The organism is Mesorhizobium sp. M1428 (assembly GCF_040317515.1).
GTDB lineage: Bacteria > Pseudomonadota > Alphaproteobacteria > Rhizobiales > Rhizobiaceae > Mesorhizobium.
The window spans coordinates 393,121-408,491 of sequence record NZ_JAMYKT010000001.1 but is presented as its reverse complement, the minus strand read 5'-3'; the positions used below and the strand labels follow the sequence as shown (position 1 = coordinate 408,491).

Here is a 15,371-nt window from a genome sequence, read left to right as displayed (position 1 = left end):
TTGCCCTCCAAAACGAGAGAAGCTGGCCTGCCGCGGTCGCACTGCGGCCCTCAACCGGCAATGGCTATGAACTAGGAACCTGAAAACCATGCCTGAAAATATCAGAGTAATTTCGAGAGACGTCCCCCTCATTCAGCTAGGCCTCTATCAGTGCCGCTTCCCGGTAAGCGAAGACCCGTCGGTACCCGGCGGTTACCGTTTTTGTGCTGGGTCAACTTCGCCGGACCGCGTCTACTGCGATCACCACCACGGCATCGTAACCGCTGTCGACCCTCGTCGGGCCCGTTCGGTCCTCGCTCAACGACGCGCCGCGTAAATTAGGCGGCGGGCGGGTCGCCAATTTGCGAGTAGACACCCGGTGGATCACCTTGAGGCTTCCCCCTGCTTGCGGGCGTCGATCAGCAATGGTGCCTCGAAGCACGCAATAATATGGGCGTCGACATTGTCCATTTCCGCCGCGACCACCTGCTTGAGCAGGCCCGGTACGGAGAGTTCACCGTCAAATGGCCCTTCGATCGCTTCAGGTCCAGCCATGGACTGCATGCCCAATATCTCGGTCCCTGGGCCCGCCACCGCCAAGGCGGCTGCGACGAAGCGGTCGTGTTGGGATTGATGACGGCAATTCGCATTCGCAGCATTCCGGCTTGGTTGCGCTCAATCACAAAGATGCCAGCGCGCTGGACATGCGCTCCAGCCCTTGGCGCAACAGAGGACGCGGGCAGCCGACATTCAGACGGATGAAGCCTTCGCCGCCAGGCCCATAGACGCGGCCGTCGTAGAGATTGACCCCGGCCTGATCGACAAAGAACTTCTGAATTCCACCCACTCTGCGATCGAGCGCGCACGCGTCCAACCACACCAGAAACGATGCGTCGGGCCGCATGGGCGTGATGCCTGGAAGGTGTTCACCGGCGAACTCGCAAACCAGATCAATGTTGCTGGCGATGTAACGCGTGAGTTGGTCGAGCCATGGCGCGCCGCTGCTGTAGGCAACCTCCAGGGCCAAGCGGCCGAAAAAGTTTGCATTTACCATGAATGACGCCTGCATTGCGGCAAGAAGCGTCTCGCGGCGCTTTTTGCTGGCAACTGAAATGGTTGCCGAAGGAACCCCGGCAAGATTGAAAGTCTTCGTTGGCGCGGTGCAGATGAACGATTTCTCCGCGGCATCTTCCGAGATGGAGGAGAAGACGATGTGGGGGCGATCCGACAACCTTATGTCGCAGTGAATATCGTCGGATATGACCAGGATCCCATGGCGCTCACAAATGTCGTTAAGCGCCGCCAATTCTTCGAGTGTCCAGGCCATTCCGGCAGGGTTGTGAGGATTGCACAGCAGGAATGCCTTGGCACCGCCAGCCGCCAGTCTCTCGAAATCCTCCAGATCGAGCTCATATCTGTTGTTGTGCAATCTCAGCCGGTTCGTAAGCAGAACCCGCCCGTTTCCCTGAACCACTTCGAAATAGGGCGAGTACACGGGCGACTGCACAATGACGCCGTCACCGGGCTTCGTGAAGGTTCGCAGTATCGCAGCGACCGAAGGCATGATCGCCGGGGCGGGAAGCAAGGTCTCCACTTTCGGCGACCAGTTGTGCCGGCGCGCGAACCACGATTGCACGATCTCATAGTGGCGCGGATCGCGGCGTGTGTAGCCGTAAATGCCATGGTCCGCGGCCTCGCGCAGCCGCGCGATGACGGTTTCCGGAGCGCGGAAATCCATATCCGCTGTCCATAGGGACAGCAGGTTCTGGCCCTCGACCTGCGGAGAGAACTCATCCCACTGGTTGGCCCATTTGGCGGATCCGAATTGCTGGCGGTCGTGGATTTGGTCGAAATCTATTCCCGCGATATTTCGTTGCCCAAGCGCCGATGCGGGCGTGTCTGCACAAGCCATTTGATAGTCACCTAGAAAATCTGTTGCTACGGTTACAGCCGCTTTGCTTCTGCGGACGTCCCTCTTTGAGGATTTGCGCCAGAAACTGCCGTGCCCGTTCCGATCGGGAGTTGGTGAAGAACTGATGGGGCGTGTTGGTTTCGACGATCTCCCCGCGGTCCATGAACACCACGCGATCGGCCACCTCCCGCGCGAAGCCCATCTCATGCGTCACGCACAGCATCGTCATGCCTTCACTCGCAAGCGACACCATCGTGTCGAGCACCTCCTTGACCATCTCCGGATCGAGGGCAGAGGTCGGCTCGTCGAAAAGCATGATCTTTGAGTTCATGCAGAGAGCCCGGGCAATTGCAGCGCGTTGCTGCTGGCCACCCGACAACTGCCCTGGGTAGCTCTCCGCCTTCTCCGCAATTCTGACGCGATCGAGATAATGGCGCGCCAATACCTCAGCGGCCGACCGCGGCATCTTTCTCACCCAAAACGGCGCAAGCGTGCAATTCTCAAGCACCGTAAGGTGGGGAAACAGATTGAAGTGCTGAAACACCATCCCGACGTTGCTGCGCACTGCGTCGATCTTGCGCAGATCCTCGGTTACCAACTTGCCGTTGACGATGATGTCGCCCGACTGATGCTCCTCGAGATGGTTGATGCAGCGGATCATCGTCGACTTGCCCGACCCGGAGGGGCCACAGATCACAATGCGCTGCCCCCGCGTCACCGAGAGGTTGATGTTCTTGAGCGCATGGTACGAACCGAACCATTTATTGACGCCACGCAGTTCGATGGCCATCGCCTTGCCGTAGGGCGTTGCCTTCGTCGCTGCGTGCATTGCTTGTGGCATCATCATCTCGTCCTAGGATTTGTGGCCACGCGCCAATTGGCGCTCCATCGATTGCGAGTAGCGGGACATGCCAAAGCAAAAGCCCCAGTAGACCAGTCCGGCAAAGAGGTAGCCGGTTGAGGAGATCGTCGGGCCTGCCCAGTTCGGATCGACTCGCGCCGTTTCGACGGCCTTCAGGAAATCTGCTATGCCGACGATGGCGACCAGCGTCGTGTCCTTGAACAGGCCGATGAAGGTCGACACGATGCTCGGGATAACGATCGTCAACGCCTGGGGGAGGACGATCAGGCGCATTATGTCGAAGTAGTTGATCCCGAGCGCTTTCGCCGCTTCATATTGGCCCTTCGGGATCGCCTGAAGGCCGGCCCTCACAACCTCGGCCATATAGGCGGATGAGAACAACGCTATCGCGATGAGCGGGCGCAGCAGACGATCAGGCGTCAGATAGTCGGGGACGAAAAGCGGCATCATGAAGTTCGCCATGAACAACACCGTGATAAACGGCACGCCCCGGACGACTTCGATGAATGTGACGCAAACCGTCTTGACGAAAGGGAGTTCCGACCGGCGTCCAAGCGCCAGGATAACTCCGATCGGAAGCGAGAAGACGATGCCCACAATCGACATCAGCAGCGTGATCAAGAGACCGCCCCAGAGCGTCGTGTCGATGACAGGCAAATGGAGCCAGGCGACGCCGCGCACCAGAACGAACGCGGCAATGGGGTAGACGAGGAAGAATAGCAACGCCGCCACTTCGCGCCGCGGAGCCTTCGTCCACAGGAGCCAAACGATGAGGATGGCGCCGATCGCCTGCGCAAGGTCCACGCGCCACCGCTCGGAAACCGGGTACGCGCCGTATCGCAGGTAGTCGAACTTCTCGGCAATGAAAGGCCAGCAAGCTCCTTGGCTGTTCGCACGGCATGCTTCGCGACCGCCGCTCCAGACCGCGTCGAAGATCGCAAAGCTCAAAAAGTGATGCAGTAGCCACACGGCGAGGACGACAAAGCAGATTGTCAGCGCGCCTGAAGCTGGCGTCGAAAACAGATTCTTTTTCATCCAGGTCACTGGACCTGGCCGAACGTCGGCGGGGGGCGCCATCGCTGGTATGAGCGCACCGCTGACAAAAGGCGAATGCATGGACTGATCGCTCACGCGTCACCTCTCGACGATCGCAAAATGTCGGTTACACGCGTTCATGGCCAACGACGTGGCGAGGGAGATAACGAGATAGACAGACAAGGTGATCGCCATGACCTGGACGGCCGCGCCGGTCTGGTTGAGCACCGTCCCTGCAAAGATCTGCACGAGGTCGGGATAGCCGATGAACACCGCCAGCGACGAGTTCTTGATGAGATTGAGATACTGGCTTGTCAAAGGCGGTATGATGATCCGCAGCGCCTGGGGAACGACGACCAGACGAAGCGTCTTGCCCGGCGCCAGCCCCAGCGCATACGCAGCCTCCGTCTGGCCCTTTGGCACTGCCTGGATTCCACCTCGAACGATCTCGGCGATGTATGAACCGGTGTAGACCGACAGACCGATCAGGAGAGCGGCAAACTCCGGATAGAGCTGATGCCCGCCTTGAAAATTGAAGCCGTGCAGCTGCGGCGCGACGAACGAGACCGGCTCGCCAGCCGCCAGGAACACGACCAGCGGAAATCCTATCAACGTCGCCAGACTGACCAAAAGCACCGGCAGCTGCTTGCCCGTCCGTCTCTGGACGCTCCTGGCGCGAAACCAGAATGCAACGCAGCAGGAAATGGCCGTCACGAATGCCAGGCTCACCAACCCCGCTCCCGGATGCAACTGGATCTCCGGAATGATGAGGCCGCGATTGTTTAGGTAGATGCCGCCGGGGATGGCAATAGACGCCTTCGGGGAGGGCAACGGCTTGAGGACGGCGTTGTACCAGAACAGCAGCTGCAGCAATAACGGGACATTGCGCACAAGCTCGACATAGGCGGTCGCCACCTTCGAAACGATCCAGTTCCGCGACAGGCGGGCAACGCCGATGACGAAGCCAAGCAAGGTCGCCAACAGGATTGCGAGTACGCTGACGTAGAGTGTGTTGACCACTCCGACCCAGAAGGCCTGACCATAGGTGGACAGCGCATCGTACGGTATCAGGGTCTGACTGATGTCGAAGCCGGCAGCCTCATTCCAAAAATCGAATGAGAGCGGAATCCCGCGGACCCGCATATTCGATGCTGTCTGCATCCCGATGCCCAGGGCCAAGGCCAGCAGACAGCCAGCGAGCAAGAGCTGGTAGAGAACGCCTCGCACTTTCGTATCGTGCAGCGACAGGCTCCTGCGCGACGGCGCGGGAAGCGACAAATGGGACATGGCCTGTTCCTATCGGGATCCGTGCAGGGCGCTGGTGGTAACACGCCAGGGCCTTGCAACCATGCTTTGCCTAGCGGATCGGCGGAGCGTACTGAACGCCGCCTTTGTTCCAGAGCGCGTTCATGCCACGCTCCATTTTCAGCGGCGAATCCTTGCCGATATTGCGATCAAAGACTTCACCGTAGTTGCCTACCTGTTTGATCACCTGGACCGGCCAGTCGTCGCCGAGCCCGATGTCCTTGCCTATGCTACCGTCCACGCCAAGCAGACGGCGGATGCTGGGATTGTCCGACGACTTCATGGCATCGACGTTCTTGGAGGTGACCCCGTTTTCTTCCGCGGCCACCATGACGTAGAGCGTCCACTTCGCCACATTGAACCACTGGTCGTCACCCTGCCGCACCGCCGGGCCAAGCGGCTCCTTTGAGATCAGCTCGGGAAGAACAATGCTGTCGTCCGGCTTGGCCATGCGAAGCCGCGACGCGTTCAAGGTGGAGGTGTCCGCGGACAAGACGTCGCAACGACCCTCCTCGTAAGCCTTCACGACCGCTTCCTCGTCGGCGAAACCAACCGTCGTATACTTGATCGACTGCGAGCGAAAATAGTCGGCAAGGTTCAACTCGGTCGTGGTGCCCTGGGTGACGCATATCGATGCGCCCTCGAGCCCCTTGGCTGACGTGATGTTGTCCGCCTTGCGCACCATGAATCCCTGACCGTCATAAAAATACGTGCCGGCAAACAGTATGCCGAGGGATGTATCGCGGGAGGAGGTCCAGGTTGCGTTGTGTGCGAGAATGTCGATCTCTCCCGACTGCAAGGCAGTGAAGCGATCTTTTGGCGTCAATGGGATGAACTTGACCTTTTGCGCATCCCCGAGCACGGCAGCGGCCACGGCGCGACAATAGTCGACCACAAATCCGGTCCATTTGCCTTCATTGTCGGGAAGGCTGAAGCCAGCCGTGGCCGAATTTGTGCCACACGTCAGCACGCCATTTTTCTTGACATTGTCGAGGGTTGTGGACCACGCCGAGGAGGCGGTGCACGCGATAGCGAGGGCAAGGAGGCCCTTGAACGTGGATCTCATTTCGGTATTCCCCTGTTTTTCTTGAAGAGACTGTGCTCTCAAGCATAAGTATTCGTCAAATTGATTGTTCTCATTACGAAAATGAGCGCTGCTCATAATTTATGAGGCACCCGCTCTCGGGTGAAAAGGGACTTGAGTGGTGATCGGGCCGGTTTGCTTGAGCGGGCTGATCGAATGAGCGACAGTGCGCGCGATCTATTGTGCAGCCAACCCCGGTGCTCCGACGGTTGGCCCTTGATCTCTCTTGGTCCGCGACTCGTTGTAGATGCTAATGATGATTTCCCGGAGCCATTTGGTACCCGGGTCATTCGCCATCTGGCGGTGAACAATGAGCCACGCATTCACATTTGATATCGGAAGGGGCGGCGGGACCAGCGTCACCTCGCTCCTCTCATCCAGCATTTGCAGGATGGCATCGCCGCAATGGGTAATCAGTTCAGTGCCGCGAAGCGCCCAGGGCAGCACCAGATAATTCGGGATGGTCGCAACGACATTGCGCCGTAAACCCATTAGCTTGAGGGCGGCATCAGCAAGACCTTCTGCCAGACCATCTGCGGAAATCTGCAGGTGAGAACTGGCCAAATACGTTTCCAGTGTCATTGCGTTCCTGGCTATCTTGCTTCCACTCCACACCGCGCAAAATAGCTGATCCTGGCCAAGTTCCACCTTCAGGAGACCCGGGTCATCGCGTATCGCGGCTCCCGTCAGCGCACAGTCGACTTGTCTCAAATAGACTGATGAACCGATCTCGGGTCCGTTTGCGGGAATGACGTTCAGCGTCGCGCCAGGAGCTTGCCTCGAAAATTCTCGAATGAGCCCAGGGATAAATATCATGGCGTGGTAATCGGTAAGTCCAACGCGAAAGTTGCGTCGCGTCGTTGCCGGATTGAACACCTGATGCCGGTCGATCGACGCGCGGATCGTTGCCAGTGCAGCAGAAATATCTGACAGCAACTCCACCGCCCGTGGGGTTGGCCGCATCTCCCCCCCGTCTCTCGTGAACAATTCGTCCTGCAAGAGATACCGAAGCTTTGATAGGGAATGACTTACAGCGGATTGTGTTCTTCCCAATTCGGTCGCTGCACGCGTTACGCTCCTTTCACGCATCATAACGTCGAATACTCGTAGCAAATTGAGGTCGATATCATCAAAACTCATGAGAACGTCCGCACAGTTTTTCGCATGCTACACTGTTTTCAAGCGGCGGGCGAAAGCCAGATTTGCGCCTGCTGTCGACGGCCGTGACGAGACCCTATCGTAGCTTCACTCTCAACGGCTTCGCTGGCCGTGGCTGTCGTATGGCCAAGCCCGCGCAGACGGCTTGGTCTCCCCTTTTTGCTCTCCGGCGAATTCTATTCGCCGACGGGCAGATCTGCATGACTTTGCCTATATACCATATCATCAAGCCAGTTGCTTCCCTTGCCGGCATCTGCCTGCCTTGATCAAACTGTTCGTGGCGCAGAGGTAAGCCGCCGGGGCGAGTGTCCGCTTTTGGGATTTTCGCACATCATCGCAACGACCGACATTAGGCGCGAAGCGGGCATTCGCCGTCCAAGAGACAAAAGTTTCTTTCGGTGAACCCATGACATCGACAAGCAGCACGGATTGGCCCCTCTCCTGCGGTTCGAGCCGGAGGAACACTGGTGACCGTCGTCGGGCCGCCCGACGCGCCGCCCGCCAATGGCCTGGCGGTCGACTTCGTTGTCGAGTCCGATCGTGCTCAACTGAGTGAAATCGTCCAGCGCGTGCGGGACGGACGGCTGCGGACGAACATCGGCAACATCTCGACCCTCGACGATGCCGTTTCCGCGTTCAAAACGACCGAGCGACGCTCGGGGAAGACGATCATCAGCGTTCGTCCGTGAGCGACACGCGCCTGTCAATGCGCCCGGCCGGCCGCCGCTGTCCAGATAGGCCGGCTGCGTCCTGTACGCAACGCCGGATCAAAGCACTCTCCTCTGCAAAGCTGGGCGCTCGTTGGCGATGCCGGCTATAACAAGGAGGCAAACACTGCGCAGGGTATCAGCGATGCCTTCCGGGATGCTGAGCTCTGCGCAAAAGCACTTGGCCTGGCTTTCAAGGGTGACAGCAGTTTCGAGGCGGCTATGGCGGACTATCAGCGACAGCGCGACCAACACTCGCTGCCGATGTATGAGTTCACCTGCCAACTCGCAACGAGGAGCCGCCAATGGAGATGCAGCAACTCTTCGGGGCGATCGCTGGCAACCGGCAAGCCGAGGACAACTTCGCGCGCATGAACGCGGGCACGATCTCGCCAGCCGCGTTCTTCGCACGCGAAATGTAGCCCGGATCATGGGCTCAGCCGAATTTCTGGTGTCGTCTTGAGCGTTGAGGTTCGTGGGCAGCGGTTTAGGCCGCGCTCTGGGCTGGAGCGACCTCACCGAGGAGGAGCAGCGGCGCTCAAACGCACGAACCGTGGACCTGCCAGGCGCTGTCGAAAGTATTGGCCGAACGCCTTATCTCCTCGGGCTTGCCGAAGAGAGACCGAGCGGGACAGGCAGAAACTCTCGAAGAGAGCTGGTGATAAACACCTTGCTTGGCGCTCGCGTTGACTAGCTCGCGACTTTAATACCCGCCGAGGCGGCTTCCTTGACTTCCCGGATCTGTTCACCAACTATCATGATATGAATGCCGCCGTTAAAATCCGTCACGACTTTCTTTTCCGGGTTTGCCCCATCGCGGGATCGTAACCCCCGGCTCGGCTGGCATGTGCCCCCGAGCCGAGGGGCAACACTTAAAAAATCGACATGGAAGTCCGCGGGCCGCCGATCGACTCGGCTCGGCTGTGAGCAGGACATTCTTGAATTGGCCGCTCGCATCATCTTTCGCGGCGGCGTCCCAACGAGATACGAGTATTCAAATGCAAGACAAGAAGACCCGGCGTAGGCCGAACATCCGCATCTCGCAGTCGGACCATGCGCGTCTGTCGGCGCTCGCGGGCGCCGTCGCCGCACGAAATCCGGAGGCTTCCGATGAACTGCTCGCCGAACTGGAACGGGCTCGTATCGTCCCCGACGGTTGGATTCCCACAGGTACCGTCCAGATGGGCTCGACAGTGACGTTCAAGCCAGACACCGGCGACGCGAAAACGGTCACGCTGGTTTTTCCTGGCGATGCGGATATCACCGAAGGCAAGGTTTCAATCCTCACGCCGATCGGCACGGCCCTGATCGGCCTCTCGGCCGGACAGTCGATCATGTGGACTGCGCGAGACGGGCGGCGGCACGAACTCTCGGTGCTAGCGGTGAAACAACCGGCTCCGGAAGGCGTGACCGAACAGCGCCCGCCAGCGCCTTCGACTATCGAGGCGAGCGTCTAGACATGGGCATTTCCGTGCGTCTCCTCAATCACGCGGGCAGCTTGATCGCGGGAGTCTGACCCCTGTGCCGGCCTATTATGGTCCGGCACAGGGGGAAGTTTTCCCACCCGATCAATTGCTTAACGCCGGATTCCGCCCCGCGGAACCGGCTGGAGACGCGCCATGCCCACTACCGACAGCTGTCAACTGACCACCAAGGACTACGCAATTCTTGAAGTAATGCGGGAACGCCATCCGAGCCGCGGCGAAATCCTCTCGGCTATCCTTGACCGGAAGATTTCGAGCGCCGTTGTAATGTTTCGGGATGATGTTCCGGCAACCGTCGTGACGCTCAGCAGCCGCGTGGCTTATCGGGTAAACGACGGCCCTGCCGAAACCCGCATCGTCGCACATGACGAGATGCGCGGTCTGGTTGGAATGCTTTTGCCTATCACCAATCCGCGCGGTCTGGCGCTGCTTGGCTTGGCCGAAGGTGAGTCGATGTCCATTCCAACTGCGGACGGCGGCCTTGAAACGCTGAGTGTGCATGAAGTGGTCTATCAGCCGGAAACCGCAAGGCGCGAGAGATTGAAGCTGGCGGGAGCTGCCGCGCCGGGCTCGTCGCGATCGGCCGGACCGGTTCTGCGCGTCGTTCATCGTTCCGATGAGATGCAGGACCAAGCGGTGGACAAAAACATCGCGGCCTTCGACACCGGGTTCGACGACCCAGGTCCGTCGGCCGCCTGAGAGCTCGACTATCCCGAAAGTCGTGAAGGCGGGTAGACAAGCGTTCCGTCAGGCCTTGCCCTCACACCTTCGGTGAGTTTCGCCGGCTCGATCTTATCCTTGCCCATTAAATGAAAGACGGCCTCGCCGCGGCTGAGGAGATAATCGGCGACGATTCTTCTGTGACAGCGCCACCAGAGCGTTTCCGAGCACATGATGGCGCTTCGCCTCTGCCTGCCGAGGGACAGAAGCCGATTCAGGCCGTCAAGAAACTCCGCCGACAGCGCGTGGTCGGCGTAATTGTGAAAACTCTGGTTGATCCAGAATGCGTTGAGCACAGGTGGAACGTCGTGCGCCTTGCCGCGCAGGCCGCCAAGCTCGGCAATGTATTCATATCCGATCCCGAACGCTGCCAGCGCTTCGGGAAGCACCTCGCTGTTGAACTGCGGGTTCGCCCGCGAGCGTCTGACAGTCCTGATGTCGATAACCAGGGTGATCTCTGCGATCCGTAGCAGGGCGACGAATTCGGCGATCGACCGCGTCGAGTGACCGATGGTGTGGAATGGATAAGGCATGTACGGTCAACCCATGGCAACGGATTTCTTTCCGGCTTGATGACCGATGATTTGGAACTGAAACAACGCTGTCATTTCACCACCTGCTTCAGACCACGTAACGCCTCCTGGACGTCGGCGCGCGCCTCGCTTGCTTCCGGATAGACTGCATAGGCTGGATAGGTGAATTCCGGGGCGCCTTCCACCACCTCCAGCTGTCCCGCCTCGATATGGGGCGCTGCGGCGCCCCTGCGGAAATAGCCCATTCCGCCAGCGCGCAGGATGTAGCTCAGCCCGAGCGGACCAAGGCCGACCATCAATCCTGGCTCGCCGAAGGCTGAGGAGCTGGCATCATGCTGGGCCGCAAACAGCAGTCCCCAATCGACATAGACATAATCCTTGGACCCGACCGTTCCCCGGTCTCCGTCCGTGGTCCGAACCAGGACGAGTTGCTCCTCGACGAGAAGCTCTACCTTGAAACCCGGCAGCAGCTTCGGCGCATAGAGCACGGCAATGTCCAGAACGCCGGTCCTCAGCTGCTCGAGGAGTTGGTCCGGAACGCCGACCTGGGCCTGGATGGAGATTTCCGGCCTGGCGTTCTTCATCCAGACCAGCCAGTCGAGCAGCAGCGGATTCCACAGACTGAGCTCTCCGCCCAAGGCAACCACGCTTGTCCGTCCCGATGGGATGGCGAGCTGATGCCGTGCCCGTTCCCAGATTTGTACGAATGATTGGGCGAACCGCTCGAATTCCCGGCCCGCCGGAGTCAGCTGCGCGCCATTGCGGTTGCGGATAAAGAGCTGACGGCCGAGTTCGTCTTCCAGCGTGCGTATCCGCGCGCTTACCGTGGTCTGGGTAACGTGGAGCCGGTCGGCGGCTTTCAGAAAGCTGCCGGAATGGACGATTTCCAGAAACGTGCGAGCGCGGTCGATGTCAATTCTGGCTCCAGTCAGTGCAATAATTTTGCATCAATACAGCATTTAATTCCGTTTGCCTTCCTGTTTTACGCAGCGCAACGTTCAGAAGGTCGCGCTGGCTTCCGCCGCAAGAGTTGATGGAGCGCACAATGTCTGATCAGGAGGATCTTCCCTTGGAAACGCGAGAGTACGCCTCGCCGCCGTGCTTCATGCACGAACTCGTTCCCGGATATGGCACCGGGCCGGTTGTGCAAGACGCATGGACAGAAGTCTGTCGATGGCGCAAGGCGGAGCGCAAGCGCTTGATCGATGAGCGTCTTGCCGTCGACGCCGAGGAACGCTTGGCGAGGTCTACTCGCGTTGCCTCCGCGCTCGACCGGGCTGTCAGCCGGGTCAGCGGGCGCATCATCAGCGGCTACTGGCCTTTTCGCGGCGAGCCGGACCTTCGCAACTGGGCGGTACGGGTGATCGAGCGCGGCGGGCGGATCGCGCTGCCGGTCGTCATCAAGAAAGGCTGGCCTATGGAGTTTCGTATCTGGGGACCAGGAGACCCGCTCGAACGCGGCATCTGGAATATTCTTGTTCCGTCAAGCGGGCCATCGGTCCAGCCGGATGTCGTCATCGCGCCGGTTGTCGGTTTCGACCAGGCTAACTACCGCCTGGGCTATGGCGGCGGCTTTTTTGACCGGACTCTGGCGGCCGTGCCGAAGCGGCCTCTCGTCGTCGGCGTCGGTTACGCCGGCAGCAGGATCCAGACCATCTATCCGCAGCCACACGACATTCCGATGGATGTGATCGTCACCGATGAATGAATGAGTGCAGGCGAGACCTGATCCTCCTGTGACGGCGGATCGCAGACGGCCGGGTCCATCTTTGAGTCCGCCGCGCCTCCAGTGAAGAGCAGGAAGCAAATCATGTCCAATCCAGCCACCACGGCCTTGGATGATCATAAGCCGCGGTTTGTCGTCAGGTGGCTGTTCTCCACCAACCACAAGGATATCGGGACGCTTTACCTGCTGTTCTCGATCATGGCCGGGGTCTTCGGTGCAGGGCTTTCCGTGTTGATCCGCATGGAGTTGCAGGAGCCGGGCCTGCAGATATTTGGCGATCCGGGGGTCTACAACGTCGTCGTCAGTGCCCACGGGCTGGTCATGATCTTTTTCGTCCTAATGCCGGCACTGATTGGTGGCTTCGGCAACTGGATGGTACCGATCATGATTGGCGCCCCCGACATGGCCTTTCCGCGCTTGAACAACATCTCATTCTGGCTGCTGGTGATGTCATTTATCCTCTTCATAGCCTCAATGTTCGTTCCAGGAGCGCCCGGCACGCTTGGCCATGGCGGCGGCTGGACGCTCTACCCGCCCTTGTCGACTGATGGCCAGCCAGGCCCCGCGGTCGACCTCGTGATTCTGTCAATCCACCTGTCGGGTGCCTCTTCGATCCTTGGCGCTATCAACTTCATCACCACCATCTTCAATATGCGCGCGCCTGGCATGACGATGCACAAGATGCCTCTGTTCGCCTGGTCGATGCTGGTTACTGCCTTCATGCTGCTGATGTCGCTGCCCGTACTCGCCGGCGCCATCACCATGCTTTTGACCGATCGCAATTTCGGGACGACCTTCTTCGCGCCCGCCGGCGGCGGTGATCCGGTCCTCTATCAGCATCTGTTCTGGTTCTTCGGCCATCCCGAAGTCTACATAATGATTCTACCCGGCTTCGGCATCATCAGCCATGTCATCTCGACCTTCGCCAGGAAGCCGATCTTCGGCTATCTCGGCATGGCCTATGCGATGGTGGCGATCGCCGCGATCGGCTTCGTCGTGTGGGCGCATCATATGTATACGACCGGCCTGTCCGTGGACACCCAGCGTTACTTTGCCTTCGCCTCGATGGTCATCGCCGTTCCAACCGGCGTGAAGGTTTTTTCCTGGCTAGCGACTATGTGGGGAGGATCGATAGACTTCAAGACACCGATGCAGTGGGCTCTCGGTTTCGTCCTGCTGTTCACCATCGGCGGCGTCACCGGCATCATGGTTGCAAACCCTGGTATCGACCGCGTGTATCACGGTACCTATTTTGTGGTCGCCCACTTTCATTATGTGCTGTCTTTGGGCGCGGTTTTCGCCATCTTCGCCGGCTTCTATTACTGGTTCCCGAAGATGACCGGCTATATGTACAACGAAACGATGGGCAAGCTGCATTTCTGGGTGATGTTCATTGGCGTCAACCTGGTCTTTTTCCCGCAGCATTTTCTCGGCATGGCCGGCATGCCGCGACGCTATGCCGACTACCCCGACGCTTTCGCCGGCTGGAATTTCGTCTCGTCGATCGGGTCCTACATTTCAACGGCCGGACTTGTCGTCTTCTTCATTACGGTAGCGGAAGCCTTCAGCCGCAAACGCCAGGCTGGCGCCAACCCATGGGGCGAAGGGGCGGCCACCCTCGAATGGCTGCTGCCGTCGCCGCCACCCTTCCACCAATGGGAAAAGCTGCCGCGCATTCTCTAACACTGGCCTCTAGCTCCAAATCGGCGTCTGTTATTGTTGGGGAGACTGTCATGAACGAGACCACAGATCCAAACAACCAGATCCTGCTCGTAGCAATTGTCGCGTTTTATTGGGCATTGCTGGCAGGTTGGGACCAGCTGCTGCCGCGCTCGGATGACGACAAGACCAAGCGGGGCGATGCGGTGACTGAGCAACGAAGCGGCGTTGCCGATTACACTTCATCGGCGGGCCCTCCCTTGGATGTGATCCGGGACATCGATCCGAATTTTGACCTCGCCGCGTTTCTGATCGGCGCGAAAACGGCCTATGAAGTTATCCTGCGGGCCTATGCAGATGGCGACATCCAAACGCTGAAACGCCTTGTCGGGCCGGAAGTGCTTGAGACCTTCGAACGAGCTATTGCCGGGCGTCGGGATCGGGAAGAGACGCTGCAGCTGACCCTCATCGGCGTGAGTGAAGCAAAAGTCATCGAGGCTCTCGAGGAGAATGGGACCGCAGAGATCGGCGTTCGCTTCGTTTCCGAGGTGGTCAGTGTCACCCGTTCAGCCAACGACTGGGTCGTGGCTGGCGATCCCACGCTGATTGTTGAGGTGATCGATACGTGGACGTTCGCCCGCGAAACACAGTCAACGAAGCGCGACTGGGTTTTGATCGCCACCGAGGGCGACTAACAGGTATGTGCTCTCCGAGAAGCCTGCCTCCCCGTGTCACCGTTGAAGGCAGTCAACCCGGAGCGTTGGGTGGCCTGAGCGGATTTGTCAGTTTTTGACAACACCCACCGACTATTTGCCTGTCGCGATCAATTGGACATGACACGGCTTCAGTCGACCATTTTCAAGCAGCGAGCTGCGTAGCACGGCCTGGCAATAAATTACCAGATCGTATCCTTATGTGATATGGTCAAATCTTGGCCGAGAAAAATTAATAGGAACAAAGGAGGCCGCGATGAGAGAGTATTTTTCATTTCAGCTATTCATGAGAATGTCGACTGCGTTATTTATTGGTGCCGCTATCTTTTCCATCGTTTTCGGGAATACATGATAGCGCTTGGAGCCCGCGGTTAGACTTTCTCGAGACCAAGTCGCTGACATTTCCCGATCCTGAGCAGTAGCTACGACGCGGCGGGACGCGCTTCGCGAACTGTTCCGACCTGCCAGCAGATCACTCAGGGACAAAACCACCC

Annotated in this window: 14 protein-coding genes and 3 pseudogenes; 7 read left to right on the top strand and 10 right to left on the bottom strand. The window is 59.0% G+C overall.

Features of this window, described 5'->3' with window-relative positions:
* Positions 1 to 88 precede the first annotated feature (88 nt).
* The gene (locus tag NKG60_RS02035; RefSeq protein ID WP_352566386.1) at positions 89 to 316 is read left to right on the top strand and encodes a GcrA family cell cycle regulator; all 228 of its coding nucleotides are present in this window, start codon (positions 89 to 91) and stop codon (positions 314 to 316) included.
* 47 nt (positions 317 to 363) lie between these two features.
* On the opposite strand, the gene NKG60_RS02030 is transcribed toward NKG60_RS02035, so the two are convergent.
* The 7 genes from NKG60_RS02030 to NKG60_RS02000 form a co-directional block, all read right to left on the bottom strand.
* Positions 364 to 543: an aspartate/glutamate racemase family protein gene (locus NKG60_RS02030; protein WP_352668596.1), complete on the bottom strand. Its 180-nt coding sequence runs from the start codon at positions 541 to 543 to the stop codon at positions 364 to 366.
* 115 nt (positions 544 to 658) lie between these two features.
* Positions 659 to 1,891: a MalY/PatB family protein gene (locus NKG60_RS02025; RefSeq protein ID WP_352566382.1), complete on the bottom strand. Its 1,233-nt coding sequence runs from the start codon at positions 1,889 to 1,891 to the stop codon at positions 659 to 661.
* Between the two features lie 7 nt (positions 1,892 to 1,898).
* A complete protein-coding gene (locus NKG60_RS02020; RefSeq protein WP_502912287.1) occupies positions 1,899 to 2,720 on the bottom strand; it encodes an amino acid ABC transporter ATP-binding protein in 822 nt (273 codons plus the stop codon).
* 24 nt (positions 2,721 to 2,744) lie between these two features.
* Positions 2,745 to 3,869, bottom strand: a complete 1,125-nt coding sequence (locus NKG60_RS02015) for an amino acid ABC transporter permease (protein ID WP_352974060.1) — start codon at positions 3,867 to 3,869, stop codon at positions 2,745 to 2,747.
* A gap of 18 nt (positions 3,870 to 3,887) precedes the next feature.
* On the bottom strand, positions 3,888 to 5,075 hold the full coding sequence (locus NKG60_RS02010) for an amino acid ABC transporter permease (protein WP_352973951.1): 1,188 nt from the start codon (positions 5,073 to 5,075) through the stop codon (positions 3,888 to 3,890).
* Positions 5,076 to 5,145: 70 nt separating this feature from the next.
* A complete protein-coding gene (locus NKG60_RS02005) occupies positions 5,146 to 6,159 on the bottom strand; it encodes an amino acid ABC transporter substrate-binding protein (protein ID WP_352973949.1) in 1,014 nt (337 codons plus the stop codon).
* 195 nt (positions 6,160 to 6,354) lie between these two features.
* Positions 6,355 to 7,317, bottom strand: coding sequence for a LysR family transcriptional regulator (locus tag NKG60_RS02000; RefSeq protein WP_352668589.1), 963 nt, complete (start codon positions 7,315 to 7,317; stop codon positions 6,355 to 6,357).
* A 464-nt stretch (positions 7,318 to 7,781) separates the two neighbouring features.
* Here NKG60_RS02000 and NKG60_RS01995 point away from each other — a divergent pair.
* From NKG60_RS01995 to NKG60_RS01985, 3 genes and pseudogenes are all read left to right on the top strand, one after another.
* A pseudogene (locus tag NKG60_RS01995) lies at positions 7,782 to 8,024 on the top strand (NADP-dependent oxidoreductase); the annotation flags it as partial.
* A gap of 1,016 nt (positions 8,025 to 9,040) precedes the next feature.
* A complete protein-coding gene (rnk, locus tag NKG60_RS01990; protein ID WP_352566373.1) occupies positions 9,041 to 9,499 on the top strand; it encodes a nucleoside diphosphate kinase regulator in 459 nt (152 codons plus the stop codon).
* A 162-nt stretch (positions 9,500 to 9,661) separates the two neighbouring features.
* Entirely contained in the window at positions 9,662 to 10,225 is a 564-nt protein-coding gene (locus NKG60_RS01985; protein WP_352973947.1) for a GreA/GreB family elongation factor, read from the top strand.
* An 8-nt stretch (positions 10,226 to 10,233) separates the two neighbouring features.
* Here NKG60_RS01985 and NKG60_RS01980 read toward each other — a convergent pair whose 3' ends face one another.
* The 3 genes and pseudogenes from NKG60_RS01980 to NKG60_RS01970 all read right to left on the bottom strand — a co-directional run.
* The gene (locus NKG60_RS01980) at positions 10,234 to 10,779 is read right to left on the bottom strand and encodes a DUF488 domain-containing protein (protein ID WP_352973945.1); all 546 of its coding nucleotides are present in this window, start codon (positions 10,777 to 10,779) and stop codon (positions 10,234 to 10,236) included.
* A gap of 71 nt (positions 10,780 to 10,850) precedes the next feature.
* On the bottom strand, positions 10,851 to 11,426 hold the full coding sequence (locus NKG60_RS01975; protein ID WP_352668585.1) for a LysR substrate-binding domain-containing protein: 576 nt from the start codon (positions 11,424 to 11,426) through the stop codon (positions 10,851 to 10,853).
* A gap of 144 nt (positions 11,427 to 11,570) precedes the next feature.
* Positions 11,571 to 11,642: pseudogene (locus tag NKG60_RS01970) on the bottom strand (LysR family transcriptional regulator); the annotation flags it as partial.
* A 182-nt stretch (positions 11,643 to 11,824) separates the two neighbouring features.
* Here NKG60_RS01970 and NKG60_RS01965 point away from each other — a divergent pair.
* From NKG60_RS01965 to NKG60_RS01955, 3 genes and pseudogenes are all read left to right on the top strand, one after another.
* A complete protein-coding gene (locus NKG60_RS01965; protein ID WP_352668583.1) occupies positions 11,825 to 12,487 on the top strand; it encodes a 5-formyltetrahydrofolate cyclo-ligase in 663 nt (220 codons plus the stop codon).
* A gap of 135 nt (positions 12,488 to 12,622) precedes the next feature.
* Positions 12,623 to 14,188: pseudogene (ctaD, locus tag NKG60_RS01960) on the top strand (cytochrome c oxidase subunit I); the annotation flags it as partial.
* A gap of 50 nt (positions 14,189 to 14,238) precedes the next feature.
* Positions 14,239 to 14,859 (top strand): Tim44/TimA family putative adaptor protein, encoded by a 621-nt coding sequence (locus NKG60_RS01955; RefSeq protein WP_352710508.1) that lies wholly within the window; start codon positions 14,239 to 14,241, stop codon positions 14,857 to 14,859.
* Positions 14,860 to 15,371: the final 512 nt, after the last annotated feature.